24 protein-coding genes and 2 pseudogenes are annotated in these 25,680 nt (G+C 62.3%); 7 read left to right on the top strand and 19 right to left on the bottom strand.

Translation table 11 applies throughout. The features are described 5' to 3' along the window. Positions 1-231: 231 nt before the first annotated feature. The 8 genes from AC0L3D_RS05745 to AC0L3D_RS05710 all read right to left on the bottom strand — a co-directional run bounded on the left by AC0L3D_RS05745 (position 232) and on the right by AC0L3D_RS05710 (position 8,198). Complete coding sequence (locus tag AC0L3D_RS05745) at positions 232-636, bottom strand: Fur family transcriptional regulator (RefSeq protein ID WP_023797411.1); 405 nt, start codon at positions 634-636, stop codon at positions 232-234. A gap of 142 nt (positions 637-778) precedes the next feature. After that, positions 779-1,825: an L-glyceraldehyde 3-phosphate reductase gene (gene mgrA, locus AC0L3D_RS05740; RefSeq protein ID WP_023797410.1), complete on the bottom strand. Its 1,047-nt coding sequence runs from the start codon at positions 1,823-1,825 to the stop codon at positions 779-781. A 124-nt stretch (positions 1,826-1,949) separates the two neighbouring features. Beyond that, positions 1,950-3,113: a Gfo/Idh/MocA family protein gene (locus AC0L3D_RS05735; protein WP_473643426.1), complete on the bottom strand. Its 1,164-nt coding sequence runs from the start codon at positions 3,111-3,113 to the stop codon at positions 1,950-1,952. A 12-nt stretch (positions 3,114-3,125) separates the two neighbouring features. Continuing rightward, positions 3,126-3,872: a sugar phosphate isomerase/epimerase family protein gene (locus AC0L3D_RS05730; RefSeq protein WP_473643424.1), complete on the bottom strand. Its 747-nt coding sequence runs from the start codon at positions 3,870-3,872 to the stop codon at positions 3,126-3,128. A 55-nt stretch (positions 3,873-3,927) separates the two neighbouring features. Then, positions 3,928-5,025, bottom strand: a complete 1,098-nt coding sequence (locus AC0L3D_RS05725) for an ABC transporter ATP-binding protein (RefSeq protein WP_287194669.1) — start codon at positions 5,023-5,025, stop codon at positions 3,928-3,930. 2 nt (positions 5,026-5,027) lie between these two features. Further along, positions 5,028-5,963 carry a carbohydrate ABC transporter permease gene (locus AC0L3D_RS05720; protein ID WP_023797406.1) on the bottom strand — a complete coding sequence of 312 codons (936 nt, stop codon included), beginning with the start codon at positions 5,961-5,963 and terminating at the stop codon, positions 5,028-5,030. Next, positions 5,956-6,849 carry a carbohydrate ABC transporter permease gene (locus tag AC0L3D_RS05715; RefSeq protein WP_473643422.1) on the bottom strand — a complete coding sequence of 298 codons (894 nt, stop codon included), beginning with the start codon at positions 6,847-6,849 and terminating at the stop codon, positions 5,956-5,958. The genes AC0L3D_RS05720 and AC0L3D_RS05715 overlap by 8 nt, the downstream gene beginning before the upstream one ends. A 110-nt stretch (positions 6,850-6,959) precedes the next feature. Then, positions 6,960-8,198 (bottom strand): ABC transporter substrate-binding protein, encoded by a 1,239-nt coding sequence (locus AC0L3D_RS05710; protein ID WP_473643420.1) that lies wholly within the window; start codon positions 8,196-8,198, stop codon positions 6,960-6,962. Between the two features lie 383 nt (positions 8,199-8,581). Between AC0L3D_RS05710 and AC0L3D_RS05705 the strand changes: the two genes are divergently transcribed. Continuing rightward, positions 8,582-9,631 (top strand): LacI family transcriptional regulator, encoded by a 1,050-nt coding sequence (locus tag AC0L3D_RS05705; RefSeq protein ID WP_473629255.1) that lies wholly within the window; start codon positions 8,582-8,584, stop codon positions 9,629-9,631. A 247-nt stretch (positions 9,632-9,878) separates the two neighbouring features. Here the strand turns inward: AC0L3D_RS05705 and AC0L3D_RS05700 are convergent, their stop codons facing one another. The 6 genes from AC0L3D_RS05700 to AC0L3D_RS05675 all read right to left on the bottom strand — a co-directional run bounded on the left by AC0L3D_RS05700 (position 9,879) and on the right by AC0L3D_RS05675 (position 15,647). Further along, positions 9,879-10,913, bottom strand: a complete 1,035-nt coding sequence (locus AC0L3D_RS05700; RefSeq protein ID WP_473643418.1) for an adenylate/guanylate cyclase domain-containing protein — start codon at positions 10,911-10,913, stop codon at positions 9,879-9,881. Between the two features lie 116 nt (positions 10,914-11,029). Then, on the bottom strand, positions 11,030-12,082 hold the full coding sequence (locus tag AC0L3D_RS05695; protein ID WP_473643417.1) for an alpha/beta fold hydrolase: 1,053 nt from the start codon (positions 12,080-12,082) through the stop codon (positions 11,030-11,032). 193 nt (positions 12,083-12,275) lie between these two features. After that, positions 12,276-13,082 (bottom strand): SDR family NAD(P)-dependent oxidoreductase, encoded by an 807-nt coding sequence (locus AC0L3D_RS05690; protein ID WP_473643415.1) that lies wholly within the window; start codon positions 13,080-13,082, stop codon positions 12,276-12,278. 130 nt (positions 13,083-13,212) lie between these two features. After that, entirely contained in the window at positions 13,213-13,863 is a 651-nt protein-coding gene (locus AC0L3D_RS05685; protein ID WP_473643413.1) for a VOC family protein, read from the bottom strand. A gap of 70 nt (positions 13,864-13,933) precedes the next feature. Next, complete coding sequence (locus AC0L3D_RS05680) at positions 13,934-14,332, bottom strand: cupin domain-containing protein (RefSeq protein WP_473643411.1); 399 nt, start codon at positions 14,330-14,332, stop codon at positions 13,934-13,936. A gap of 34 nt (positions 14,333-14,366) precedes the next feature. Continuing rightward, on the bottom strand, positions 14,367-15,647 hold the full coding sequence (locus AC0L3D_RS05675) for an epoxide hydrolase family protein (protein WP_473643410.1): 1,281 nt from the start codon (positions 15,645-15,647) through the stop codon (positions 14,367-14,369). A 206-nt stretch (positions 15,648-15,853) separates the two neighbouring features. On the opposite strand from AC0L3D_RS05675, the gene AC0L3D_RS05670 reads away from it, so the two are divergent. The 5 genes from AC0L3D_RS05670 to AC0L3D_RS05650 all read left to right on the top strand — a co-directional run bounded on the left by AC0L3D_RS05670 (position 15,854) and on the right by AC0L3D_RS05650 (position 20,256). Then, a complete protein-coding gene (locus AC0L3D_RS05670; protein ID WP_473643408.1) occupies positions 15,854-18,217 on the top strand; it encodes a PAS domain-containing sensor histidine kinase in 2,364 nt (787 codons plus the stop codon). Beyond that, positions 18,214-18,588, top strand: a complete 375-nt coding sequence (locus AC0L3D_RS05665) for a response regulator transcription factor (protein WP_287223219.1) — start codon at positions 18,214-18,216, stop codon at positions 18,586-18,588. Before AC0L3D_RS05670 ends, AC0L3D_RS05665 begins: the two co-directional genes overlap by 4 nt. A gap of 87 nt (positions 18,589-18,675) precedes the next feature. Beyond that, complete coding sequence (locus tag AC0L3D_RS05660) at positions 18,676-19,347, top strand: response regulator transcription factor (RefSeq protein WP_473643507.1); 672 nt, start codon at positions 18,676-18,678, stop codon at positions 19,345-19,347. A 141-nt stretch (positions 19,348-19,488) separates the two neighbouring features. After that, positions 19,489-19,710: a helix-turn-helix domain-containing protein gene (locus tag AC0L3D_RS05655; RefSeq protein WP_473643406.1), complete on the top strand. Its 222-nt coding sequence runs from the start codon at positions 19,489-19,491 to the stop codon at positions 19,708-19,710. Positions 19,711-19,719: 9 nt separating this feature from the next. Next, positions 19,720-20,256, top strand: coding sequence for a Clp protease N-terminal domain-containing protein (locus tag AC0L3D_RS05650; RefSeq protein WP_473643404.1), 537 nt, complete (start codon positions 19,720-19,722; stop codon positions 20,254-20,256). Positions 20,257-20,271: 15 nt separating this feature from the next. Here the strand turns inward: AC0L3D_RS05650 and AC0L3D_RS05645 are convergent. From AC0L3D_RS05645 to araD, 4 genes and pseudogenes are all read right to left on the bottom strand, one after another. After that, a pseudogene (locus tag AC0L3D_RS05645) lies at positions 20,272-20,460 on the bottom strand (hypothetical protein); the annotation flags it as partial. 188 nt (positions 20,461-20,648) lie between these two features. Further along, positions 20,649-21,359 (bottom strand): annotated as a pseudogene (locus AC0L3D_RS05640) (ribonuclease activity regulator RraA). Between the two features lie 83 nt (positions 21,360-21,442). Next, positions 21,443-22,357 carry a dihydrodipicolinate synthase family protein gene (locus AC0L3D_RS05635; RefSeq protein ID WP_473643403.1) on the bottom strand — a complete coding sequence of 305 codons (915 nt, stop codon included), beginning with the start codon at positions 22,355-22,357 and terminating at the stop codon, positions 21,443-21,445. Positions 22,358-22,367: 10 nt separating this feature from the next. Beyond that, the gene (gene araD, locus AC0L3D_RS05630; RefSeq protein WP_473643401.1) at positions 22,368-24,110 is read right to left on the bottom strand and encodes an L-arabinonate dehydratase; all 1,743 of its coding nucleotides are present in this window, start codon (positions 24,108-24,110) and stop codon (positions 22,368-22,370) included. Between the two features lie 241 nt (positions 24,111-24,351). Between araD and AC0L3D_RS05625 the strand changes: the two genes are divergently transcribed. Beyond that, entirely contained in the window at positions 24,352-25,398 is a 1,047-nt protein-coding gene (locus tag AC0L3D_RS05625; protein WP_473643399.1) for an ABC transporter substrate-binding protein, read from the top strand. Between the two features lie 89 nt (positions 25,399-25,487). Here AC0L3D_RS05625 and AC0L3D_RS05620 read toward each other — a convergent pair. Further along, positions 25,488-25,680: hypothetical protein (locus AC0L3D_RS05620; protein ID WP_473643397.1), on the bottom strand; the 193-nt coding region annotated here is incomplete at its 5' end.

Genomic DNA, 25,680 nt, shown 5'->3' with positions numbered 1-25,680 from the left:
CCGACCAGTTGCAATCTGTAGCGATCCTTCGCGCCCCCCTCTGTCCTGCCGGACATCTCCCCCACGAGGGGGGAGATTGGCAGCTTCGGCGCTGCAACCATCTTGCTCCGTTGGAGATTGGCGAAAGCCGGGATAATGGCCGATTTCCCCCGTGTGGGGGAGATGTCCGGCAGGACAGAGGGGGGCGCTCTCCCTCCGGCTTCCACCGCTAGGTCACGGCACAACCGGCCCTTAAGCCGCCTCGGCCAGGCATTTGGCACAGGTGCCGCGGAACTCGATCACCGCCTTCTTGGCGGCGAAGCCGGTCGAGCGTACCCATTCGTCGAGCCGGTGCCCGACATCATGGTCGGAGAATTCGGTCACCTGCCCGCATGTGTCGCAGATGGCAAAGGCGGTCATCGAATGGCTGTGGTCGTGCGGCTCGGCGCAGGCGACAAAGGAATTGAGGCTTTCGAGCCGGTGCACGAAGCCGGACTTCACCAGCGTGTCGAGCGCGCGATAGACCTGCAGCGGGGCGCGAAAACCCCGATCGCGAAGCTGGTCGAGCAATGTATAGGCGCTGAGCGGCCCGCTGGCGGCCTCGAGTTTCTCGAGCACGCACAACTGGTTTTTCGTCAGCACATCCCTTGCCGCCATGATCCTGTTCCAACCCGTTTTGCGCCGGTTGCTCGTCATTTTCCGCATGCAAGCGGCTTCAATTCTCTCCAGATAGCGACGAACCGGCCTTTTTGCTACTGTTTCTGTGCCGGCGCCGCAAACCTGAAGTGATTGCCCTGAATCACTTGCGTGGCGGACCCTTGCGCTCGGCGGAGGCGGCCCACAGATTGATGTCGGCCTCGCGCGCGTAGGTGTCGATTTCGGCGAGTTCGGCATCGCTGAAATCGAGCGCCTTCAGCGCGCCGACGCAATCCTCGACCTGTTCCGGCCGGCTGGCGCCGATCAGCGCCGAGGTCACCCGGCCCTTGCGCAGCACCCAGGCCAGCGCCATCTGCGCCAGCGTCTGGCCGCGTCGGCCGGCGATGGCGTTCAGCGCCTTGATGTTGACGATGGTCTTGTCGTTGATGAAGGCCGGCCGCAGCGACTTGCCCTGGCTAGCGCGGCTGCCCTCAGGGATGCCGCCGAGATATTTGTCGGTCAGCATGCCTTGCGCCAGCGGCGTGAACACGATCGAGCCGACGCCGAGCCCCTCCAGCGTGTCGAGCAGACCGTCGTCCTCGACCCAGCGGTTGAGCATCGAATAGCTCGGCTGATGGATGATGCAAGGCGTGCCGAGCTGCTTCAATATGTCGGCGGCCTCGCGCGTGCGCTGCGAATTGTAGGAGGAGATGCCGGCATAAAGCGCCTTGCCCGAGCGCACCGCGTGATCGAGCGCGCCCATCGTTTCTTCCAGCGGCGTTTCTGGATCGAAACGGTGCGAATAGAAGATGTCGACATAGTCGAGCCCCATCCGCTTCAGGCTCTGATCGAGGCTGGCCAGCACATATTTGCGCCCGCCCCACTCGCCATAGGGTCCGGCCCACATCTCATACCCGGCCTTGGTCGAGATGATCAGCTCGTCACGAAAAGAGGAGAAATCCGTCCGCAGGATTTCGCCGAAAGCCGTCTCCGCCGAACCGGGCGGCGGGCCGTAATTGTTGGCGAGGTCGAAATGCGTGATGCCGAGATCGAAGGCCTTGCGCGCGATCGCCTGCTTGGTCCGGTGCGGCGTGTCGTCACCGAAATTGTGCCAGAGCCCGAGCGAGATCGCTGGCAATTTCAGGCCGGATCGCCCGCAGCGATTGTAGACCATGTTCTCGTAACGGTTTTCGGCGGGGACATAGGGCATGGGAGATCCTCAAATCAAAAGCGAGCCCGGCAGTTGCCACCGCGATAAAGGGTGAGTCGGCTCTGCCTCTCACCCTTAGCCTCTCGCCGTTCCTGTGGGGAGAGGGATCGCTGAAGCGCTTGCGTTACTTCTTCTTCGCCAAGAGCCCATTCTTCTTCGCCAACAGCCCTTCCGCATCCTTGACGCCCAGTGCCGCAGGCCGTTCGCAGGTGGTCTGCATGGCAACGAACTTTCCGCTCGCGCCCGACCGCAACATGCCGGTCATCACATCGACCGCATGCAGCGCCAGGTCCATCGAACAGCGATGCGGCCGGCCTTCCGCAATCGCCAGCGCCATGTCGGCGAGACCGGCGGTGCGATAGTTGGCCATCATGCCGTGCGAATGCATCTGGTTGGCCACGCCGAACGGATGCTTCCATTTCGGCAGCTTCTTGACCGGCTTGGCGGCATTGGTGAAGCGAACGTCGCCGCCAAAGAAATTCGGATCCGGCAAAAACACCGTGCCCAATTCGCCGTAGAGTTCCATCGGCGCATGGCCATGGCTCCACACGTCCCAGCTGCTATTGAGCGTCACCACGGCGCCATTCTCGAACTCCATCACGCCGTGGATGGTCGTCGGCGTCGCGACCAGGATTTTTTCGCCCGCGCGCGGCTTCGAACTGATGGTGCGTTCTGTCGAGGGGATCGAAGCGAAGGCCGCCACCTGCTTCACCGGCCCGATCAGCTGGATCAGGTTGGTGATGTAATAGGGTCCGATATCAAGCACCGGACCAGCGCCAGGCTGGAAGAAAAAATCCGGATTGGGGTGCCAGTGCTCCATCCCATGGCTCATCACATGGCATGTGCCGCTGGTGATCTTGCCGAGCTTGCCACTGTCGATGAGGTTGCGGACGAGCTGGTGCGCGCCACCGAGGAAAGTGTCCGGCGCCGAGCCGATGCGCAGTCCGTCTCTCTCCGCCAGTTTCTTCAGGTCGAGCCCTTCCTTGACCGACAGCACGAACGGCTTTTCCGAATAGACGTGCTTGCCGGCATCGAGGATCTGTTTCGAAACCTCATAGTGCACCGCCGGAATGGTGAGGTTGACGATGATGTCGATGTCGCCGGCCTTGAGCAGCCCTTCGACTGTCTCGGCGCGCAGCTTGAACTCCTTCGCCCGAGTCTTGGCCGCATCCATGTCGATATCCGCGCAGGCGCGCATCTCGATGCCGCGAAACAGCGGCGCCAGTGAAAAATACGCCTTCGAGATGTTGCCGCAGCCGATGACGCCGACCCCAAGTTTTCTTGCCATGCTGGTTTGCTCCTAAAAGGTCTTGGCGGCTGCGATCGAGCGGCGGGCGAAGCGATCGATATCGTTGGGGTTGTCGTGTTCCATGACGTAGTATTTGGCGGCGCTGTTGGCGCGCAGCGCCTGGATCAGAGCGGCCCAGTCGATCGTGCCGTTGCCGACGTCCGACCAGCCGTCCTCGTCGAGGCCCTCGCCGGGCTTGGCGATGTCCTTGACATGGACGGAGGCGATGCGTTTGCCATGCTTCTCGATCCAGGGCAGCGGATCTTCGCCGCCGCGCACCACCCAGGCGACGTCCATCTCCCAGCCGATGTCGGGCGCTACCGCCAGGATATGGTCCTGCGGCACCGAACCGTCGGCAAGCTTCTTGAACTCGAAATCATGGTTGTGCCAGGCAAAGCCGTAGCCGGCCTTTTCAGCCGTCTCGCCGACCTTGGCCAGGCGCGCGCCGAAGCTGCGCCAGCCGGCGGCATCGGTTGGCCTGCTCTCGGCGACCAGATAGGGGCAGATGAGCAGCGTGATGCCGAGCGCGTCGGCGATCTTGCGCACGCCGTCGAAATCGTTCTCGAGCGCATCGATCGAGAAATGGCCGGTCGGCATGGCGAGGCCGTTCTTGTCGAGTTCGGCACGAAATGCCGCGGGGTCGTCATAGACGCCGCCGAACCCTTCTACTTGCGCGTAGCCGAGCTCGCCGAGCATCTTGAGCACCCCTACCCAGGGTTGGAAGTTGCGGGCGCTGTAAAGTTGGAATGACCAATTCATCGTCTCTGTCCGTTCTCTGGGGATGGATGTGCTTGGAGGGTGAATTCTCGGGGTGTTACAGGCGAGTGCCGGTGGCAGCGTCGAACAGCGAAGCGCGCATCGGGTCAAAACCGATGCTCACGGTGTCGGCGTTGTTCGGCGTGCGCTCAGATGTCACCCGCACGGTGAAATTCTGATTTGCGAGCTTTAGCCAGACCAGCGTGTCGGACCCCATGGGTTCGACGACCACGACGTTTGCCGTGGCTGTGAACGGCCATCCAGTGCCGCTGTTGAACGCGACATGCTCGGGCCGGATGCCGAACACCGCCGCTCCCGGCACCGGCTCCTTTTCGAAAGCGTAGGTGGCAAGCGGGATCCGCACTTCCTCGGCGACGAAGTGCCAGTTGCCATCGTCCTTCTCCAGCCGGCCGTCGAGGAAATTCATTGCCGGAGAGCCGAGGAAGCCGGCGACGAAACGGTTGACCGGGCGATTGTAGATGGTCTGCGGTGCGTCGAGCTGCTGGATGACGCCGCCCTTCATCACCGCGATGCGGTCGGCCAGAGTCATCGCCTCGATCTGGTCGTGGGTGACATAGATCATGGTGTTCTGCAGCTTGCTGTGCAGCAGTTTGATTTCGACACGCAGTTCGGCGCGCAGCTTGGCATCGAGATTGGAGAGCGGCTCATCGAACAGGAAGACGTCGACGTCGCGCACCAGCGCCCGCCCGATCGCCACACGCTGGCGCTGGCCGCCCGAAAGCGCCGAGGGCTTGCGCTGCAGCAATGGCTCGATCTGCAGGATCTCGGCGGCCCGCGCGATGCGCTTGGCGATCTCGTCCCTGGGGATGCCGGCGACGCGCAGCCCGAAGGACAGGTTCTTCTCCACCGTCATCTGCGGGTAGAGCGCATAGGACTGGAACACCATGCCGATGCCACGGTCCTTGGGTTCCTCCCAGGTGACGTTCTTGCCCTTGATGAAGATGCGGCCGTCCGAAACGTCGAGCAGGCCGGCGATGCAGTTGAGCAAGGTCGACTTGCCGCAGCCGGACGGCCCGAGCAGCACGATGAACTCGCCCTCGGCGACATCGATGTTGAGCGTCTCCAGCACCGAAATTGCGCCGAAATTCAGCGACAGGTCCTGGATTGAGACGCTGGGATTTTCGAGTCTTGTCATCATCATCCTTTCACCGCGCCGGCGGCGATGCCACGCACGAAAAGCTTGCCGGAAACGAAGTAGACGACGAGCGGTACCAGGCCGGTCAGGATGGTGGCGGCCATGTTGACGTTGTATTCCTTCACGCCTTGCACCGAGTTGACGATGTTGTTGAGCTGCACCGTCATCGGATAGGTGTCGGGGCGGGTGTAGACGACGCCGAACAGGAAGTCGTTCCAGATGCCGGTCACCTGCAGGATGATGGCGACGACGAAGATCGGCAGCGACATCGGCAGCATGATGCGGAAATAGATGCCCCAGAAGCCGGCGCCGTCGACGCGCGCCGCCCGGAACAGTTCCTCCGGCATGGAAGTGAAATAGTTGCGGAACAACAGCGTCAGGATCGGCATGCCGAAAATGGAATGGACGATCACCAGGCCGCTTAGGCTGCCGTAGAGGCCGATCTCACGCAGGATGATGACGATCGGATAGATCATCACCTGATAGGGAATGAAGGCGCCGACGATCAGGATCACGAAGAAAGTATCGGCTCCCTTGAAGCGCCAGTTGGCAAGCGCGTAGCCGTTCACCGAAGCGATGGCGATCGACAGGATGACCGACGGAACGGTGATGCGCACCGAATTCCAGAAGCCGCGCGAGAGCCCGTCGCAGTTGAGGCCGGTGCAGGCGCTGGACCAGGCCTTCACCCAAGGCTCGAAGGTGATCTCGAGCGGCGGCGAGAAGATGTTGCCGAGGCGTATCTCCGGCATGCCCTTGAGCGATGTGACCACCATCACGTAGAGCGGCAGCAGATAATACAGCGCCACCACGATCAGCGTGCCGTAGAGGAAGATGTTGCGGCGCGAGAACACATGCCGCGGCTTCGGCCCTCGCGGCCCGGATGCCTCAAGCCCGATAGAGCCCGTACCGGCAGGCAGGGGAACGGCAAGGTCAGCCACGCTTCTTGCCTCCGAATTCGAGATAGGCCCAGGGAACGATGACGATCACCACCGACAGCAGCATCATGGTCGAGGCGGCGAAGCCCTGGCCCAGGTTCTGGGCGAAGAACATGTAGTCATAGACATATTTGGCCGGCACTTCGGAGGCGATGCCGGGACCGCCGCTGGTTTGTGCGACAACCAGGTCATAGACCTTGACGATGCCGGCAGCGATGATGACCAGCGCGGTGATGAAGACCGGTCGCATCATCGGGATGATGATGAACAGATAGGTCTTCAGGGTGGGTATCCCATCCACCCGCGCGGCCTTCCAGATATCCTCGTCGATGCCGCGCAGGCCCGCCAGCATCAGGCACATGATGAGGCCGGTGCCTTGCCAGAGCGCGGCGATCAGGATGCCGTAGATGACGATGTCGGAATTGTAGAGCGGATCGAAGCTGAAGCTTTCCCAGCCGAGGCCGCGCACCACCCCCTGGATTCCGAACTCCGGGTTGAGCAGCCACTGCCAGACCAGACCGGTGACGATGAAGGAGAGCGCGAAGGGATAGAGGAAGATGGTGCGGAACGTGTCCTCGAAGCGGATCTTCTGGTCGAGCAGCGCCGCCAGTATGAAGCCGATGACCAGAGAGAACACCAGCGACAGCACGCCGTAGACCAGCAGGTTCTCGATCGAGACCAGCCAGCGCGGCGTCGACCACAGCCGATAATACTGGTCGAGCCCGACGAAGTTCAGCCGCGGCAGCAGTTTTGAATTGGTGAAGGAATAGAGCACCGTCCACGCGCTGCCGCCGACGAAGATCACCAGTGCGGTGAGGACCATCGGAATAGAGGCGACCTTGGCGTTAAGGTTGCGGAAGAGTTGGTTGGGGCGTTCGCTCTTGCTCATCTGCACAGCCGGGCTGGATCGGGTAAGGGCGGGAGGGTCAAGGCCGAAGAGTCTCTTGACCCGGAGCTCCCGGCCCCGCGGCGGGCCGGGAGCGAGCGGTTCGTCGATCGTCAGTCCGCTGAGGCGACGATGTCGGCGAAGCGCTTTTGCGCCTCTTCCACGGTCATGTCCGGCTTGGCGAAGAACTCGGAGAAAAGGTCCTCCTTCTGCTTTTGGGTGTCTTGCGACAGCAGCTGGTCCGTCCAGGGCATGACGCTGCCCTTGGCCAGGATGTCGAGCCCTTTCTTCATGCAGTCGTTCGCCGCCTTGAGGTCGATATCGCCGCGGACCGGCAGCGAGCCCTTCTTGAGGTTGAAGGCGACCTGCGTCTTGGGATCGAGCAGCGTTTCGGCCAGCGCTTCCTGCGCCTTGGACTTTTCCGCGTCCTGCAGCAGCGGGAAGTAGAAGGCATCGCCGCCGGTGGCGATGACCTCGTTCAGGCCAAGGCCGGGAAGACACGTATAGTCCTTGCCGGCGGTCTGCCCGGCAACCTGGAACTCCCCCTGCGCCCAGTCGCCCATGATCTGGCCGCCGGCCTTGCCGGAGATGACGAGATTGGTGGCCTGGTTCCAGTCCTGCACATTGGTGTTCTTCGCCATCTTGCGGGCATCGTCCGCGGCCTTGAATACCTTCGCGACCTCGGGCCCGGCGGCGAATTCGGCATCCTTGTCGCGATAGACCTTCAAGAAAGCGTCCGTGCCGCCGACCGCCGTAAGCAGCACGTCGAAGGCGCCCGAGGATTGCCAAGGCTGCCCGCCGACCGCCAGCGGTATGATGCCTGCCTTCTCCAGCGCGGGGGCGGCCGCGACATATTCATTCCAATTCTTCGGCACCGGCACACCGGCCTTTTCGAAGGCCGCGTTCGACAGCCACAGCCACTGCCAGGAGTGAATGTTGACCGGCACGCAATAGATCTTGCCGTCGAGGGTACAACCGTCGAGCAGGCTCTTCGGCTGCACGATTTCCGCCCACTTGTCCCTGGTGGCGAGCTCGGTCAAATCGGGCATCAGACCGGCCTGCACCAATTCTTCCGCTTGCCTTCCGTGGTTGAACTGGGTGGCGCCCATAGGGTCGCCGCCGGTGATGCGGCTGATCATGATTGGCCGCGCGGTGCCGCCGGAGCCGGCGATGGCGCCGTCGACCCAATGATTGCCTGTCGCGTCGAACGCCTTGGCGAATTCGGCGACCGCCGCCGCCTCGCCGCCTGAAGTCCACCAATGGGTGACTTCCAGATCGGTCGCTGCCGCCGGGCCGGCGAATGGCAGCGCGGTTGTCACCGCCAACGCAGCGGTCATGATTTGGTATCGCATTTCGGCTCCTCCCAGAATCTGAAACGTTACAGATTTTCGATACGGCAATTGTTGGAGGCGCGCAACCCCCGAACAGGAGCAGCTCGGCATTTTTTCGAGCCGCGAACAAACCCACCGCGCAACGTCCGCTACGGCACCGCAGCAAGGCAGGCTGCACTGCAAAATGATGCTGCAATGCGTGTAATTTGGCAAAACCTTGCTCAGCGGGCAGCCTTGCCGACGCACACCGACTTTGCGTCGAACGAAGCGCCGCTCATCCAGGCTAGCTTTTACTGGCCGCTGCGCGACGGCAAGTGACAATCTGTAACGTTTCAGGATATAGGGTGTTCATCACCGATTGCCGACCTGCACGGCAACTGCTATGCGCCTGACGGGCGGGATGAATGGACAGAGATCAGACGGAAAAGGACGACGAGGCCTCGGCACTGGGCAGGCCGACATTGAAGACGCTTGCCTTCATGACCGGGCTGGGCGTCACCACCGTGTCGCGGGCGTTGAAGGACGCGCCCGAGATCGGCGCCGAGACCAGGCGGCGCGTCCAGCTCGTCGCCAAGCAGATCGGCTACCGGCCGAACCGCGCCGGTGTGCGCCTGCGGACCGGCAAGACCAACGTCATCAGCCTCGTGCTCAACACCGAGCGCGAGATCATGAGCTTTGTCTCGGACATCATCTACGGCGTCTCGGAAGTCATCGCCGACACACCCTATCACCTGATCGTCACGCCCTATTCACGCTCTCAGGATCCCCTGGACCCGATACGTTATCTGGTGGAAACCGGTTCCGCCGACGGCGTCATCATTTCGCGCACCCAGCCGAATGACCCCAGGGCCCGTTACATGCTCGAGCGTGGCATTCCCTTTGCCACGCATGGCCGCACCGATATGGGGCTGATCCACCCCTATCATGATTTCGACAATTACGCGTTCGCGACCGAGGCTGTGCGCCACCTGGCCGGCATCGGCCGCCGCCGGCTGGCTCTGCTGGCGCCTCCAGTCGAGCTGACCTACCACAGTCATACGCTGAACGGCTTCACCGATGCGCTGAGCGAGGTCGGCGCCAGCGAGATCCCGTTCAACACCGTTTCGGTCGACCATTCGATCGAGCAGATCAGGATGAGGACCGCGCAGCTGATGCGCCGCGACGTCAGGCCGGACGGTTTCGTCAGCAGTGCCGCTGCCGCGACACTCGCCATCGTCGCCGGCATCGAGGACGCCGGGCTCAAGCTCGGCCGGGACGTCGACGTGGTGTCCAAGCAGTCGTCCGACCTGCTGCACCTGTTCCGCAGGGAATTGCTGGTGGTCAACGAGAACTTCCGGCTGGCCGGCGCCGAGCTCGCCCGCTCAGTGTTGGGCTGGATCGGCGGCGCAACACCTGGCTCCTTGCAGAGCCTGAGCAAGCCGACCGGGGTTCTGGCCTATCGCCCTCCCGACTAGAGCGGGATACGTTCAAATTGAACTGGGCATCCCTCTCCATCTATTTGTCTTAGCCGCATTTCTGCGGCGCCAAGTGATTCCACTGGCTGCAAAATGCGCGCTGCTGACTGGCAGCCTTGGGCCGGAGAACGAACCCGGCAGCTGCGGAACCTGGACCTTCAAAAGCGGACAGGTGACGGCGACTGCCGTAAAATGGGCATAGAAGATAGGTGGATGCACGGAGATAGTAATGATGGCGCCACTCCAATCAACTTTCCAATGCTAGCCTTACGGCTGAAATCTGAAGCGGTTCATCTCTGCCTCCAATCACATGAAATCCGAGGTTCTCCGCGACGACATGTGGAGGTAGAACACGGATACCGGCGAGAAGATCTGCGGAGACCAGAATGGGATGACCGAGAGCCTTGGATAGCGACTCCAGACGTCCAGTGGTGTTCACGACATCGCCGAAATACGCGATCTTGTGTCGCTCAAGGCCAATCTCAGCGGTAACGACCGACCCGCAATGCAGCACGGCGCGAAACTCCGGCACCTGCCCGAAACGCGCTTGCCACGCCGCCGCCTGATCCCTTATGGCCGCCGCGAAGTCGAAGACGCAACGAAGACACGCGGCGTCCCGCATGCCGCGAGCCATGGGCCAGGTGACCAGCGCCATATCCCCGATGTAGTCGTCAATAGAGCCCTGGGAGCGACGAACAGGCGACGCAAGTGCGTTGAATATCTGTCCGAGGTAGGCCTGGGTCTCCAGACCTCCGTACCGATCCGCGAATTTCGTGGAGCCACTGACATCGAGGAACAGAAAGATCCGCTCCTCCTTGATGGGACAGTGATAACGACCGAGAAGCAGGCTGGTGAACAGGCTTGGCCCGATAAGGTCACGCAGTCGGAACACGAATGCGACGAGGGTGGAGACGCCGAGTGAATACAAAAGACCGGACTCCGACATCACCATGGCTTCGCGAGCGGTGCTCATATAGCCGAGGAGATGGTGAAGCGCTGTGCCGGCGGCGGCGTTGCCGATCAAGATCATCAACACGTAGGTTGCGATCGTAGCCACGACGAAGACAGGCGTTGCCGCTTGCCGGATCACATTGCGCCATCGGCGCAAGATAACGCCGCGCTCATACAACAGAATAGGAGTTCCGATGAACACGCCCCTGACTGCGGAGTGCAGGGCCTCGACGTCGAACATCAGTGCGTAGGCCAAGCCCGCTACTGCCCCCACAATGGGTGCGAGGAGCCACGGCAAAGGGCGACGAAAGCGGTCGCGGCCAGTGTTCATTTCGTATCCTGCTCGATGACATCCGGGGACTGCCCCGGCCTGTTGCTCGGTGCGGTTGTGATTTCATAGTTTCGCCCTGGGCACCCTCGATCATGTATCGTGGTATTGCCGTTTGCTCAGGCTAGACTCGCCAACTGAAATATGGCGTCTGCAAATGCCTTCGGTGCTTCCTGAGGAAGATTATGCCCTATGCCGCCGGATATGAGCCGGTGCTCGTATTTGCCGGAGAACATCTTGGCGTAGGCGCTGGGGTCGGGATGCGGCGCGCCGTTGGCGTCGCCCTCCAGAGTGATCGTCGGCACGGCGATGACCGGAGCTTTCGCAAGTCGCCGCTCCAGTTCGTCATATTGTGGCTCGCCTTCCGCCAACCCAAGCCGCCAGCGGTAGTTGTGTACTACGATCTCGACATGATCCGGATTGTCGAAGGCGGTAGCGCTGCGCTCGAAGGTTGCATTGTCGAAATTCCACTGCGGCGAGGCAATCTGCCAAATCAGCCTGGCAAAGTCCCGCCGGTACTTTTCGTAGCCGGCCTGGCCGCGTTCTGTGGCGAAGTAGTACTGGTACCACCATTGCAGTTCGGCTTTCGGTGGCAGTGGCATCTTGTTGGCCTCCTGGCTGCCGATCAGATAGCCGCTGACCGAAACAAGGGCCTTGCAGCGTTCGGGCCACAATGCCGCGACGATGTTGGCCGTGCGTGCGCCCCAGTCGCAACCGCCGACAATCGCCTTATCGATCTGCAGTGCATCCATCAGCTTGATGACGTCGACCGCGACCACCGCCTGCTGGCCATTTCGCGGTGTTTCGCTGGAGAGAAACTGCGTCGAGCCGTAGCCGCGCAGATAGGGGACGATGACTCGAAAGCCCCTCGACGCCAAAATGGGTGCAACGTCGACATAAGTGTGAATGTCATAGGGCCAGCCATGCAGGAGGATGACCGGCGCACCGTCGGCCGGTCCGAGCTCCGCATATCCGACGTTGAGCACGCCCGCGGTGACCTGTTTCAACGGGCGGAACGATGTAGTCGTGCCCGGTTTGATTGTTGTGGCACCCGTTTTCGTCATGCTGAGTTGTGCGCCTGCCGAGCCGGCCGTGGCAAACTGAACGGCCGCGACGGTGGTGACGGCCACGCCCAAAAGGTGCCGTCGATGGAGGTCGATCTGTTCGGTCATAGTGGTTTGTACCCGTTGATAAGGCATGGTGCCTGGTGGAAGATTATCTTCGGTCGATTGTCACATCGGACACGTCGACCGTGATAGGTAATGCTTGGTTTGCGACCCCTCGGTGTCATGGAGGAGCACACGCCGCCGTGTCGGGAATACGAAGCCGTCTTTACTCAGGCTGACTCATTGAGTTTTCGCTTTCTTACGCGGCCACGGCGACGCCGTACCGCGCCGGCGAGGCGTTGAGCGAAAGGTTTGGGATGAGTTTCTGCCGGGCCGCCTCATAGGCGTGCCAGTCGGCGACGTCGGGAAGCGAGGGAATAGTCACCAACTCGCCCTGGTCGAGGCCGGCAAGGGCCGCGTCGACGAGGTCATCGGACTGCATGATCGCCTTGCTCGGCAGATCGTCGAGTGAACCTCCTGATACGTCCCAGAAATTGGTGGCTATGGCGCCGGGCAGAACCGCCTGGATGCGCAGCTTCTTGTCCGCCAGTTCATTGTGGAGCGAAAGGCTGAAAGCGAGCACAAAGGCTTTCGTCGCGCCATAGACGCCGTTGAGAAGCTCAGGTGCGATAGCGACGGCCGAGGAGATGTTGATGATCGTGCCGCCGCCGCGCGCCACAAAGGCCGGAGCCGCGGCATAAGTCAGGCGAGTCAGCGCCGTGATGTTGAGCCCGATCATCGCCTGCATTTTGTCCACGTCGGACTCCAAAAGCGGCGCGACGGCGCCGATGCCAGCGTTATTTACCAACATCGTGATGGCGGGATCGGTGCCGAGCACCATCTCGATCCGGCCCAGATCCGTCTTGTCGTTGAGGTCAGCGGCAATGGTACTGATCTTGCAACTCGTTGAGCCGGCGATGCGCTTGGCCATTTCGTCCAGCCTCTTCTGGCTGCGCGCCACGAGAATGAGGTCATAGCCGCGGCGCGCCAGCCGGTCGGCGTAGATCGCTCCAATGCCGGCCGAGGCGCCGGTCACCAGAGCAATGCCCATTTTGGAGTGCGTCATGATCGTTCTCCCATTCGATTGCGCCGGCAACAGCGCGTGAAAACATCAGCGGCAAACCAGGCTTGGATCGCCGGTTGAACTGGGCGGCGGGACGGCGAACCGTCCCGCTCACCCGATTTTGGGTTGCTGCTTAGAGCGGCAGCGGCTTGCCCGCCTGCTCCGCCACCATGTACTTGGCGTACCAGTCCGGCCAATTCTCATCGCGCTGGCCGCCATTGCGCTTTTCGTGCTCGCCGTGTGCTTCTGACGCGCGCCGCATCGCTGAGGCCAGATCAGCCTCAGAAGCGTAATTTGTCATGTTGGTGTCGATCCGGCCGGGAAACCGGGTAGTGACTTCCTGCAGCAGCCACTCATTGCCGTCCGGATCACTGAACGTGGCATAGCTGAAGTAACTGCGGCGCTCCGGATCCAGACCTGTGATGGCCGGCTTTCCAGGCCCGGCGCGGTGGAAAATCTCGCTCACCTCAACACCGTGAGCGATGAGCTCTTCGCGCGCTGCGACGATGTCCGACACGACCAGATATAGTCCTCGAGCCGACCCCGGCGTGGCCGACGTGATCCCCTTGCCGAAGTGAATCGAGCTCGGCGAACCCGGGGGCGTGAACTGAACAGCGTGAAAGTCGTCCCCGACGGCAAAGTCGGCGTCAAGCCGCCAACCCAGGTCGCCGTAGAAGCGCTTGGAGCGCTCGACTTCTGCGACAGGGATAACGACAACCTCTAGTTTCATGTCGGTCACCTTGTTGGAGGGCGCGACGTCTCTTGCGATGACAGCCTGGTTCATGATGATCTCCTTTCGTGTTAGTGCAGTGTTGAAGTGTTGATGCATTCGCCTGCGGTGGGTGACCGGGGCGTTAGTCACTAGGCTCCACGAGCGGCTTTCCTTTTTCAACGAAATACGTGGCGAGCTCGGCTGCATTGCCGCTGCCGACGTTCTTTGCCGAGTGGACTGTGCCAGTCGGGATGAACAGGACCTCGCCGGCACTGAGCGTCACCGGTGGGCTGCCTTCGAGCTGGTATTCCAGCAGGCCCTCGATGACGTAGACGATCTCCTCGCCGTGGTGGCTGTGGTTTGGCGCCAAGACCCCGGGCGCGATGTCGACGCGTACCTGAACGACCTCGCGTCCTGGCACGCTTAAATCGTGTTGTTGGAGATCGGTGCGCTTGATTCCTGATGATTGCCCCCAAGCCATGGGCAGCACGCAGCCGCTTCCGGCGATCAAAATTATCGCTGCAATAATTCGGTTCTTCATTGGATTTTCTCTCGTTTGACGGTTGGATTGACAGTCAGTGTGCCGGCCGCAGAGACCTGAACGCGGCGCGCAGTTCGGCCGAGAAGAGTTCCGGCTCCTCCCAGGCGGCGAAGTGTCCGCCCTTGTTCACTTCTTTGAAGTAGATCAGGTTGGGATAGGCGCGGCGGGCCCAGGTCTCGGGCGCTCGATAGACCTCTTCCGGGAATACCGAGATGGCGACCGGGAGCCCGATATCGGAGGTTTTCTGCGCCGCTGCGAGAAGGACACTCTGGCCCATCGTCTCCCAGTAGAGCCGGGCCGCCGAAGTCGCGCTGTTCGTCAGCCAGTACAGCGTGACGTCGTCCAGCATCTCGTCCTTGCTGAGCAGGCGCTCGGGTTCGCCGTTGTTGTAATCGTACATCCAGCCGGCGAGCCCGGCCGGCGAATCCGTCAATGCGTAGCCGATCGCCTGAGGCCGCGTGCCCATCATTGCCGCGTAGGCCCGATATTTCTTGTAAAAGGTTTCGAGCGAACCAAACGCGACACCTTCCTTCTCGGTGAGGCTGGCTGGCGCCGGCCCGCCGGCGGCAAGGACTGCGGCCACGTCCGCCGGTATCGTTGCCGGCAAATTGATGTGGATGCCAAGCAATCCCTTTGGCGCCTGGCGTGCCATCGCGCTGGAAACGGGCGCGCCCCAGTCGCCGCCCTGGGCAACAAAGTGGTCGTAGCCCAGGCGCTGCATCAGTTCGGTCCAGGCACTTGCGATGCGGTCTGGATTCCAGCCCACGCCGCGCGGCTTGCCGGAGAATCCGTAGCCGGGCATCGAGGGCAGCACCAGGTCGAAGGCATCCTCAGGCTTGCCGCCATGCTGCGCGGGGTCCGTGAGCGGGCCGACCGTCTGGAGCAGTTCGAAGACGGAGCCGGGCCAACCATGCGTCATGATCAGCGGCAGGGCGTTGGGTTGCTTCGACCGAATGTGCAGGAAGTGGATATCGAGCCCGTCGATCTCGGTCATGAACTGCGGCAGGGCATTCAGCTTTGCCTCAGCCTTGCGCCAGTCGTACTCGGTTCCCCAGTAGCGGACGATCTCCTGCAATCGTGCGAGCTGAATGCCCTGCGACCGATCGGCGACTGTCTCCTGGTCAGGCCACCGTGTCGCCATGATGCGCCGGCGAAGCTCGTCAATCTCTTCCTGCGGGATGTTGACCGTGAACGGGCGGATCGAACTGCTGGTGGCTGCAGCGTTAAGCGTTCCGGGAAGCAGGCCCACGGCCCCGGCGGCGGCGGCGGCGGTCGCAACAAGAATTTCGCGCCGAGTAAGTGACCGTGCCGACATGACACCCTCCCTGTTTGCTGATGCTTTTGGACGGCACACAGATCGACTGTCAGGCGAGGCAAAGCTATTGCACGATGGTATCGGCGATACCTTTGTATTGGCCCGGCGATGCCTCATCGTCCCGTCGGACCGACACCAAGGCACAATGGACGCCGCTATCACGCCGGCGCATTGTCACGGCACGCGATAATCGCGAAAGGACCGCAATGGAGATCGAACAGAGCCGCGTTTTGGATGCACTTCCGGCTATGGTGTGGACCGCGAAACCGGACGGGCATGCCGACTTCGTCAATCGACGCTGGTCAGACTATACGGGGCTCGATCTTGATCAGGTCCGCTTCTCCGGGTGGCAGGCTGCGATCGACCCGCAAGACTTGCCGAACCTGACCGAGAGTTGGCGATCGATACTGGCTTCCGGGGAACCCGGCGAAATGGAAGCGCGCATGCGGCGCGCCGACGGACAATACCGATGGTTCGTGATCCATTGCAGTCCGCTGCGTGACGATGTTGGTCGTATCGTCGAGTGGTATGCGATCAACACCGACATCGATCAAAGGAAACGCGCCGAAGAAACGCTTCGGCAGGACGAGGCGAGGCTGACCGCCGCAGAGCGAGATATTCGGCAGACGATCGATACGATCCCCGTATTCGTTGCAACATACAGTCCGGACGGAACGCGCACTTTCGTGAACCGGACGTGGCAAGACTACATGGGCCTCACACTCGAGGACGCGACAGGTCCATCCGGGAAGACATTTCCGCATTTCTATCCGGATGATGTAGAGCGGAACGATGCGGCGTGGAGAGTTGCACTGGAAAGCGGCGAGCCGCTTACCATTGACGTGCGGGTTAGGCGCGCCGATGGACAATATCGCTGGCACACATCTCGCCGCGTGCCCCATCGCGACGAAAACGGACGCGTCATCCGTTGGTATTCGGTCGGCATAGACATTGACGACCAGAGGCGCGCCGAAGAGGCGCTGCTTGCGAGCAGGCACGATCTTGGCCTCATCATCAACACCATACCTGTGATGGCATGGTCGGCTCGTCCTGACGGGTCACCTGAATTCTTCAACCAGCATTATCTCCACTACGTGGGCCTCTCCATTGGCCAGTCAAAGGATTGGGAGCCGGCCGGTCCATTGTCCGAGTATTGGGACTTGACTGCGGCTGTCCATCCCGGCGACGTAGACCGACTTGCCGCCACATGGGAGGCCATATTGGCGTCAGGGAAGTCGGGGGAAGCCGAAGCACGCCTCCGCCGCTTCGACGGCAAGTATCGGTGGTTCCTATTTCGGGCCAATCCCCTGCGCGACGAAGCCGGAAACATCGTCAAATGGTACGGCACGCATACCGACATCCACGGGCGAAAGCGTGCCGAAGACGCGCTCAAGCGCAGCGAAGCATTCCTGTCGGAGGGTCAGTACCTTGCCCGCATGGGGAATTTGTCCTGGCAAGTCGCAACGGGCAAGATCACCTGGTCCGAGCCTCTTTACCGCATCTTCGAGTTCGAGCCGGGTACGCTCGTAACGCTCGAACGAATAGCCAGCCGAGTTCATCCCGAAGACCTGCCTCTGATGGGGGACATGGTTGAACGGGCGCAGCGCGGTGATAGCGACTTTGAGTACCAGCACCGGATTCTCTTGCCCGACCTGTCGGTCAAGCACCTGCACTTGATCGCCCACCGCGCACGCAACGATTCCGGCCACGTCGAGTATGTCGGCGCGGTTCTTGACATCACACAACGGCGGCGCTCCGAAGAGGCGCTGGAGAAAGTCCGATCCGAACTTGCACAAGCTACGCGGACTATGAGCTTGGGTGTGTTGACCGCGTCGATTGCACACGAAGTGAACCAACCGCTCTCGGGCATTGTCACCAACGCCGGCACCTGCCTTCGCATGCTGGCGGCCGACCCGCCTAATGTTGACGGCGCGCGGGAAACTGCGCGGCGTACAATCAGGGATGGCAACCGCGCGGCTGATGTGATCGCCCGGCTTCGCGCTCTGTTTGCCAAAAGGGCCACGATAGTTGAACCGGTCGATCTCAATAGCGCTGCGGCAGATGTGGTCGCATTGTTTTCCGGAGACCTTCAGCGAAACAAGGTGCTCCTTCAGACCCAGCTTGCAGACGGACTGCCGCTCGTCGGCGGCGATCGGGTCCAACTGCAACAGGTCATCATGAACCTGTTGCGCAACGCATCCGACGCGATGGTCGCCGTCGACGATCGACCAAGACTTGTCGTGCTTGGCACTCGGCTCGGGGAGGACGGAAAGGTACACCTTTTCGTGCGGGATACCGGAATCGGGTTCGATGCTCAGGGTGCTGAGCGGCTTTTCGAAGCCTTCTACACGACCAAAGCCGAGGGCATGGGAATAGGCCTGTCTGTCAGTCGTTCCATCGTCGAAAGCCATGGCGGGCGGCTTTGGGCGGAGGCGAATGTCGGTCCTGGATCGACCTTCTCGTTTTCAATCCACGAATATCTCCGCGCAGAGTCACCACCTGCCCATCCGTCTGGCGCCATATCGGCACCGACCAGCAGCAGCGCCTCAATCCAACGAGGTTTTTCATGAACGTTCGCCGCCCACTCGTGTCGATCGTCGATGACGATGAGTCCGTGCGCGAGTCTCTGCCCGACCTGTTGAGGGAGTTCGGCTTCCGTGCCGAAGCGTTCTCTTCGGCGGAGCAGTTTCTGGGGTCAGGCATCATCAACGAGACCGAGTGCCTGGTGCTTGACATCAGCATGCCCGGCATGACGGGGCCTGATCTCGAACGAGAGTTGGCGCGCCGGGGCCAGCCTATCCCAATCATCTACATTACGGCGCAGAGATATGAGACCGCGCGGCCGGACCTTCTAAAAAAGGGTGCGGTAGAATGCCTGTTCAAGCCGTTTAGCGACACAGCCCTGCAGAAAGCGCTCGACCTGGCCTTCGCTAATGATTGAACGCGACTTGCTATGCCGATCCGCAAGCGATACTTCCCGCACACACGGATTTGGCAACTGCACCGAGCAAGGGCAAAGGCCGGCATCATGTCACACGAAACGCCTGTCGTATTCGTCGTTGACGACGACATTTCTGTGCGTGAATCGCTCGAATTGCTCATCCGTTCAGCGGGCTTCCATCCGGAGCCCTGCTCATCGGCGCAGGAATTTCTCTCTCGGCCCCGAGCCCTGGTTCCGAATTGTCTGATTCTTGACGTCAACCTTCCCGATCTCAGCGGGCTCGACTTGCAACAGCTCGTCTCCGTCGAGCGAACCGACATGCCGATTATCTTCGTCACTGGCTACGGCGACGTGCCGATGACAGTCAAAGCGATGAAGGCCGGAGCCGTAGAATTCCTCACCAAGCCGTTTGGGGACGACGTGCTCATGACAGCCGTCGAGTACGCACTTGAACGCAGCCGGACTGCACGTGCGAACGAGTTGGACAAGCAAGTGCTCCGTGAGCGCTATTCATCACTCAGTCCACGCGAAGCGGAGGTGATGGCGCTGGTCGTGACGGGACTGTTGAACAAGCAGGTTGGCTTCAAGCTCGGCATCAGCGAGATCACAGTAAAAGCCCATCGCGGCCAGGTGATGCGAAAGATGAAGGCCGGTTCCCTTCCCGAACTGGTCACCATGGCTGCAAGGCTGAATCTCGGGCAGTCACCGCATCCCAGTTCGTTGCAAAGCCGAGGTGTCACGTCCTGGCGCGACGGCTAAATAGCCAAATCAAAAATTCGGTGCACACTGTTGGCAATCGCGCGCGGCCGCTCTGCCCCGGGTTCTCTGGAAACCGACCCGAATGCATCGTCCCGTCAATACATGTTGACACGAGACGATTTCGTCAACTAATGTTGACGCATGATCGATGTCCACCAACTGCCCACACCTGACGAGCCGGAGCAAGCATTGGCTGCGGTCGTAGCGCTTCGGCGAGCGGCTGACCTGTTGGAGCGTAGAGCTGTCAGGGCGGCCCTGAAGCAAGGTTGGTCCTGGGCGAAGATTGCCCAGGCACTCGGCATCTCCAAACAGGCAGCCCATAAGCGGCTGTCCGACATCAACGCCCCGGCCAATCCGCCATAGGAGACGATCATGCTCAGCGGCATCAAAACCCGTCTATCGAACGTCCGCACCATCAAGACACTGTGCGAAAGTGCCGAACACTACGCTTTAAAGGACCAGCAGCGACAGGCCGGAGCCGAACATTTCCTGCTGGCGGCTATCGATCTTCCCGACAATACCGCCCGTCTCGCATTCCGCGAAGTTGGGACGGACGCCGCTGCCTTCCGCGCCGCGGTCGGCGCTCAATATTGGGAAGCCCTGCGCTCCGTTGGGGTGAACGCCGGCGAACAAATATCCGGGGGTTTAACCCCAGAACCGCTTCAGGGAGCTGCAGGCCTTTATGACGCAGCCCCGTCGGGAGCTGAGGTGATGAAGGAATTGGCGGCCAATCGAAACGATCACCGTCCACTGCTGGGTGCGCATGTCGTGGCTATAGTCGCAGCGATGGAGCAGGGAGTGGCGGCACGTGCGTTGCGCTGCATGGGAGTCGATCCCGCTGCGCTGAAGGCGGCGGCGAACAAGTTCTCGCGCGCCAGCTATCGGCACACGGGACTGACCGGCGCCTGACGTCCAGATCCAAGACTATTCAGCATCAATGCATGAAATACGATCGAGCCACAGCTTGGGAGGCTCCTTCGACTGGCCGCCCGCTCCGCTCCCCCAAGGGCCATGGAAGGCGCCCGGCCCGTCGATCCGTTCGAAGCCGTGCGCGCCGAAGAAATAGCGTTGCGCCTGGATCAGGTTCGAGGTGCCGCGGCCCTGGCGATAGCTGAACCCGCTGCCAGCCGTCCAGATCCACCGCCCTACGGAATCAGCATCAAACAGAAGGAGGAAGTTGAAGGCTGATATCGGGCGTACGTGCAGCTCATACCGTGAATCATAGCTTCGTTCTCCCGAAATCACGGTGATCAGGCGCTGGCACTCCGAGTGGGCGAACCTTCCGGTTGCGCGAGCAATGCCTATCGGCCGCGCTCGGCGCGCCACGTTTTGAACCGTTCGGCGTGTTCGTCTCGCGTGCAGGGATAGAGCCCGATTATCGGAACGCCCGCCTTAACCTATTCGACCACGAAATCCTCGTAGATCGTCATCTCAGCCGCCTCATCGGCCACCTCGCCCGCGATTTCCCGGGGAATGACGATGACGCTATCGTCGTCTCCAATCACGATATCTCCGGGGAACACGGCCACGTCACCGCAACCGATCGGCACGTTCAGGTCCAATGCCTCGTGCAGAGTGAGATTGGTAGGGCTGGACGGCCGCGTATGGTAGGCCGGGATATCGAGTCCGCCGATCACCGCGGCGTCGCGGAACCCGCCGTCGCTAACGGCGCCGGCGACCCCGCGCACCATCAAACGAGTCACCAGGATGTCGCCCGCGGACGCCGCGCGGGGATCTTTGCGGCTGTCCATGACGAGCACGTGGCCCGCCGGGCAGGTTTCGACGGCGACGCGCTGCGGATGATCCGGCTTGCGGAATTCAGTGAGTTGGTTACGGTCCTCGCGCGCGGGGATGTAGCGCAGCGTAAAGGCCGGCCCGACCATGTTGCGGCCTTTTCGCTGCAGCGGACCCACGCCCTGGATTACCTGGTTGCGCAGGCCGCGCTTGAACAGCGCTGTGGCCAGGGTGGCGACGGAAACGCCCATCAGTTTTTCGCGCAGTTTCTCGTCCATGTTCGCTTCCTCAATTCAGGTGCTGGCACTGCAAGCGCCGTGGTTTCTCCGGTCGCCGGTGTGGGCGGAAGGCAATTCGCAATTCAGTTGGGATTTCCCGCCGCAAGGCGGTTCGCGACTAAAAAGGCGTCGAGCCTCGCCTGCTGCGCCGAAGTGAGCGGCCAGGCCGAGGGCGGGCGCGTCGGTCCGCAGCCAAGGCCCTGCGCGATCAGCGCCGCTTTTACGCCGGTCACGTTGGCGCCGCCCATCTCCTCCGCGCGGATGTCCTCGAAGACTCGCATTCCATCGATGAGCGCGTTCGCCTTCTCGAATTCGCCGGCCTCGAGTGCGGCATGGATCGCGACCGACCGTTCGGGCCATACGTTTATCAGCCCGGAGGTGAACCCTCGCGCGCCGACGGCATAAAAAACCGGCGCCCAGACCTCGGCGAGCCCTCCCACCCATACGATCGAGGGGTCGCAGGCGGCCCGCGCTTCCGCCAGGCGCAGCGGGTTCGGTGTCGCCCACTTCACGCCCTTGACACCTGGAAGGCCGCACAGCTCGGCGATGGCGCGCGTGCCGATCGTGTCGTTGCGCAGATAGAGCATCATGGGCAGGCCGCCCGACGCGTCGGCCACCGCGTTCAGGTAGTCGACCAGCCCTCGCGGCGCGACGAATGCGTCGGGCGGCTGGTGCACCATCAGCGCCGCGGCTCCGGCCTCGGCGGATGCTTTCGCCAGCTTTCGCGCGTCACGGATGCCCCGGCCGACGCCCGTGAGCACCGGCGCGCGGCCGGCTACCATCGAGACGACCTCACGCGCCATCGTCACCGCCTCGTCGGTTGTCAGCGCATAGAACTCGCCGGTGTTGCCGTTGACCACCGGCATGTGCACGCCGGCGTCGAGCGCCCTGTCGAGGATCGGGGAAAGCCGTTCGGGCGCGATGTCGCCGCGTTTGTCGTAAGGCGTAACCAGAATGCCCGATATGCCGGTCAGCGCCTTGTCGAGGGAAAATGTCATGCCTGGCCTTTCAGAAGATGTCCGGTTCGCCGGTTGAAGCGCCGAAATCGCGTTCGAGGAAGTCGAAGTCGCAACCTTTGTCGGCCTGCGTCACATGACGCGAGAACATCCAGCCCCAGCCCCGTTCGAAATGCGGCGCCGGAGGACACCGTTCGGCCCGGCGTCGCGCCAGTTCGTCGTCCGCCACCAGCATGTCCAGGCGCCGGTTCGGCAAATCCAGCCGCACGATGTCGCCTGTCCGCAGCAGCGCAAGCGGCCCGCCGATGTAGGCCTCCGGCGCGACGTGAAGCACGCACGCTCCGTAAGAGGTTCCCGACATCCGCGCATCGGAGATGCGCAGCATGTCGCGATGACCCTTTCTGATCAGCGCCCTGGGGATCGGAAGCATGCCCCATTCGGGAAAACCCGGTCCGCCGAGCGGGCCGGCGTTCCTCAGCACCAGCACGTGGTCCGGCGTGACGTCGAGATTTTCGTCGTCGATCGCCGCCTTCATCGCCGGATAGCTGTCGAAGACAAGAGCCGGGCCTTCGTGAATATGGAATCGAGGGTCGCAGGCGGCCGGCTTGATGACGGCGCCATCTGGGCAGAGGTTGCCGCGCAGCACGGCGAGCGACCCTTCTGAATAGACCGGGTTGGACAGCGGGCGGATCACGTCGTCGTTCCACACCTGCGCGCCCTCGAGCGTTTCGCCGAGCGATTTGCCGGTGACCGTCAGCGTGGAAAGGTCGAGCCGCTCGCTTAATTGCGCCATCAGCGCACGGAGGCCGCCGGCGTAGTAAAAATCGTCCATCAGGTAGTCCTTGCCGGCGGGGCGGACGTTGGCGATGAGCGGGGTGGCACGGCCGAGCGCGTCAAGATCGTCGAGAGTCAGCGGCACGCCGGCGCGGCGCGCCATCGCGATGAGGTGAACCACGGCGTTCGTCGAACAGCCGGTGGCCATCGCGACGATAGCCGCGTTCCTGACGGCTGCCGCGGTGACGATCTTATCGGGGGTGAGGTCGTCCCAAACCACGTCGACGATGCGCCGTCCGCATGCTGCCGACATGCGCTGGTGGTCCGAATCGACGGCGGGTATCGAGGAAGCGCCCGGCAGCGACAGCCCCAGCGCTTCCGTGATCGCGGTCATCGTCGAGGCCGTGCCCATCGTCATGCAAACGCCGGCCGACCGCGCGATGCCGCCCTGGATACCCGTCCACTCGTCATCCGAAATCTTGCCCGCACGCCTCTCGTCCCAGAATTTCCAGGCATCCGAACCGGAGCCCAGCGTCTTGCCGGCGTAGTTGCCGCGCAGCATCGGGCCGGCGGGAAGGAAGATCATCGGCACGCCGGCGCTGAGCGCGCCCATCACCAGCCCCGGCGTGGTCTTGTCGCACCCGCCCATCAGCACCACGCCGTCGAGCGGATGCGAGCGGATCATCTCCTCCGTCTCCATCGCCAGCATGTTGCGATAGAGCATCGAGGTCGGCTTGGTGAAGCTCTCGTCGACCGACAGTGTAGGCAATTCGACGGCGAACCCGCCCGCCTGAGCGACGCCGCGCTTCACGTCCTGCGCCCGCTCGCGAAAATGCGCGTGGCAGGAGTTGAGCTCCGACCAGGTGTTGAGAACCCCGATCACCGGCCTGTCGCGAAAATCCTCCTCGGAATAACCGAGCTGCATCAGCCGCGACCGGTGGCCGAAGCTGCGCAGATCGTCCGGCGCAAACCAGCGCGCCGACCGCAGCGACGCCGGTGTTCTGCGGTTGTCGTCGGGCATGACATCCTCCACGCGTATCGCTCGATGTATGCGGTAACATTCATGTTTGTCAATTTGGTGCGTCCGCGTAGAACAGAATTTCTACCCGCCAATGTCGGTACGGTTGACAGAAACGCTCGTTCTCGTGCAAGAGGATGTATGCGCTAACATAGATGCGCATGGGAGCGGGTTGTGCGGCAGTGGGAGATTGCCGCGCGACCCTGAGATCGCGCCGCGGGTTCCGCGGCCCAGGGAGGACATCATGAAACTGACCCGTAGATCCCTTCTCGCAACAGGAGCCGGGGCCGCCGTCGCGCTGGCGAGCCCGTTCGTCGCGCGTGCGCAGAGCCTGCCGCGCAACATCCGAATGGTCATCGGTTCGACTTCGACGGGCGGCGACACCTACCAAAACTCGTCGATCGCCGCCGAAGCGCTGGCGCAGAAGCTGGGCGTGAACATTCGGGTCGACCCGGCGGGCACCAGTGAGGCGCTGAACGCCACCGGCCGCGATTCCCGCGGCACGACGATCATGCTGCACCACGACCAGATTTATCTCTCCTATCTCTACGGAGTGCCGGGCGTCCCCGATGCCTTCGCTGATTTCGCGATCGGACCGACTGTGGCAATCAACCCCGGCGACTGCTTCCTCGTTCCCAAGAAGTCCCCCTATCAGTCGATGGAGGACGTTTTCGCGGCAGCCGCAAAAGGCGAGAAGGTTCGCGTCGCCATCCAGCCGGGCGGCGTCTCGGAGATCGGTTTCACCGGCATGCGCAATGCTGCCCGCGTGCGCAATCCGGGATCGGAAGCCAACATCGTGGCGGTCAACACCGGCTCGCAGGCCGACAAGAACCAGGCGATGTGGGACGACCTGGCCGACGTGATCAACGGTTCGATCCAGGCCAACGAGCAGTTCACGCAACTGCCGGAAGACGACCGCACCGCGATGCGTTTCGTCTGGATCACCGCGCGTCCCGAGACATTGGCGCAGGCCCCCGAGGCGGGGATGGGTGGAACGAGCCGGGAAGAAATGCTCAAATTCACCAGCCCCCAGACCAGCGTCACGCTCGACGGCAGCAAGGATTTCACGTTCGACAAGGAGTTTTTCCTGCTGTTCAACAAGGAGATGGACGCCGCCATGGCGTCCGAGATCGACGCCGCGCTGAAGGAAATCTACGCCGCCGGCGAGATCCAGAAGCGGCAGGCCAAGGCGTTTTTCATCCCCAACTACCTGCCTCAGGCCGAGGCGAAGGCGCATCTGACGTCCAAGCGGGATACGGTGGCCTCGATCATCGAGAAGCTGAAGGGCTAGAGCATCGTGCCGAAAAGTGGATGCCGGTTTTCAGCAAAACCGATGCGAAAACAAAAAGCTGGAGCGAGCCGCCAATCGGGCGGCTTGCTCTAGGGGTATAGTCTTTCGTGGGGGGGGGCCCCCCGGCGGGCGCGGGGGGGGGGGGGGGGGGGGCCCGGCCCCCGGGGGGGGGGGGGGGGGGGGGGGGGGGGGGGGGGGGGGGCGGGGGGGGCGGGCGGGGGGCCCCGCCCCCCCCCCCCCCCCCCCCCCCCCCCCCCCCCCCCCCCCCCCCCCAAAGCCAGC

Source organism: Mesorhizobium sp. WSM4837 (assembly GCF_055811435.1).
The sequence above is the reverse complement of the archived record's forward strand: the minus strand, read 5'-3'. Positions and strand labels throughout refer to the sequence as shown.

What these genes read in the sequence shown, in the direction of transcription:
- AC0L3D_RS05745 (WP_023797411.1), bottom strand. Translation starts at nt 636, where the DNA reads ATGGCGGCAAGGGATGTGCTGACGAAAAACCAGTTGTGCGTGCTCGAG.
- mgrA (WP_023797410.1), bottom strand. Translation starts at nt 1,825, where the DNA reads ATGCCCTATGTCCCCGCCGAAAACCGTTACGAGAACATGGTCTACAAT.
- AC0L3D_RS05735 (WP_473643426.1), bottom strand. Translation starts at nt 3,113, where the DNA reads ATGGCAAGAAAACTTGGGGTCGGCGTCATCGGCTGCGGCAACATCTCG.
- AC0L3D_RS05730 (WP_473643424.1), bottom strand. Translation starts at nt 3,872, where the DNA reads ATGAATTGGTCATTCCAACTTTACAGCGCCCGCAACTTCCAACCCTGG.
- AC0L3D_RS05725 (WP_287194669.1), bottom strand. Translation starts at nt 5,025, where the DNA reads ATGACAAGACTCGAAAATCCCAGCGTCTCAATCCAGGACCTGTCGCTG.
- AC0L3D_RS05715 (WP_473643422.1), bottom strand. Translation starts at nt 6,849, where the DNA reads ATGAGCAAGAGCGAACGCCCCAACCAACTCTTCCGCAACCTTAACGCC.
- AC0L3D_RS05710 (WP_473643420.1), bottom strand. Translation starts at nt 8,198, where the DNA reads ATGCGATACCAAATCATGACCGCTGCGTTGGCGGTGACAACCGCGCTG.
- AC0L3D_RS05705 (WP_473629255.1), top strand. Translation starts at nt 8,582, where the DNA reads ATGGACAGAGATCAGACGGAAAAGGACGACGAGGCCTCGGCACTGGGC.
- AC0L3D_RS05700 (WP_473643418.1), bottom strand. Translation starts at nt 10,913, where the DNA reads ATGAACACTGGCCGCGACCGCTTTCGTCGCCCTTTGCCGTGGCTCCTC.
- AC0L3D_RS05695 (WP_473643417.1), bottom strand. Translation starts at nt 12,082, where the DNA reads ATGACCGAACAGATCGACCTCCATCGACGGCACCTTTTGGGCGTGGCC.
- AC0L3D_RS05690 (WP_473643415.1), bottom strand. Translation starts at nt 13,082, where the DNA reads ATGACGCACTCCAAAATGGGCATTGCTCTGGTGACCGGCGCCTCGGCC.
- AC0L3D_RS05685 (WP_473643413.1), bottom strand. Translation starts at nt 13,863, where the DNA reads ATGAACCAGGCTGTCATCGCAAGAGACGTCGCGCCCTCCAACAAGGTG.
- AC0L3D_RS05680 (WP_473643411.1), bottom strand. Translation starts at nt 14,332, where the DNA reads ATGAAGAACCGAATTATTGCAGCGATAATTTTGATCGCCGGAAGCGGC.
- AC0L3D_RS05675 (WP_473643410.1), bottom strand. Translation starts at nt 15,647, where the DNA reads ATGTCGGCACGGTCACTTACTCGGCGCGAAATTCTTGTTGCGACCGCC.
- AC0L3D_RS05670 (WP_473643408.1), top strand. Translation starts at nt 15,854, where the DNA reads ATGGAGATCGAACAGAGCCGCGTTTTGGATGCACTTCCGGCTATGGTG.
- AC0L3D_RS05665 (WP_287223219.1), top strand. Translation starts at nt 18,214, where the DNA reads ATGAACGTTCGCCGCCCACTCGTGTCGATCGTCGATGACGATGAGTCC.
- AC0L3D_RS05660 (WP_473643507.1), top strand. Translation starts at nt 18,676, where the DNA reads ATGTCACACGAAACGCCTGTCGTATTCGTCGTTGACGACGACATTTCT.
- AC0L3D_RS05655 (WP_473643406.1), top strand. Translation starts at nt 19,489, where the DNA reads ATGATCGATGTCCACCAACTGCCCACACCTGACGAGCCGGAGCAAGCA.
- AC0L3D_RS05650 (WP_473643404.1), top strand. Translation starts at nt 19,720, where the DNA reads ATGCTCAGCGGCATCAAAACCCGTCTATCGAACGTCCGCACCATCAAG.
- AC0L3D_RS05635 (WP_473643403.1), bottom strand. Translation starts at nt 22,357, where the DNA reads ATGACATTTTCCCTCGACAAGGCGCTGACCGGCATATCGGGCATTCTG.
- araD (WP_473643401.1), bottom strand. Translation starts at nt 24,110, where the DNA reads ATGCCCGACGACAACCGCAGAACACCGGCGTCGCTGCGGTCGGCGCGC.
- AC0L3D_RS05625 (WP_473643399.1), top strand. Translation starts at nt 24,352, where the DNA reads ATGAAACTGACCCGTAGATCCCTTCTCGCAACAGGAGCCGGGGCCGCC.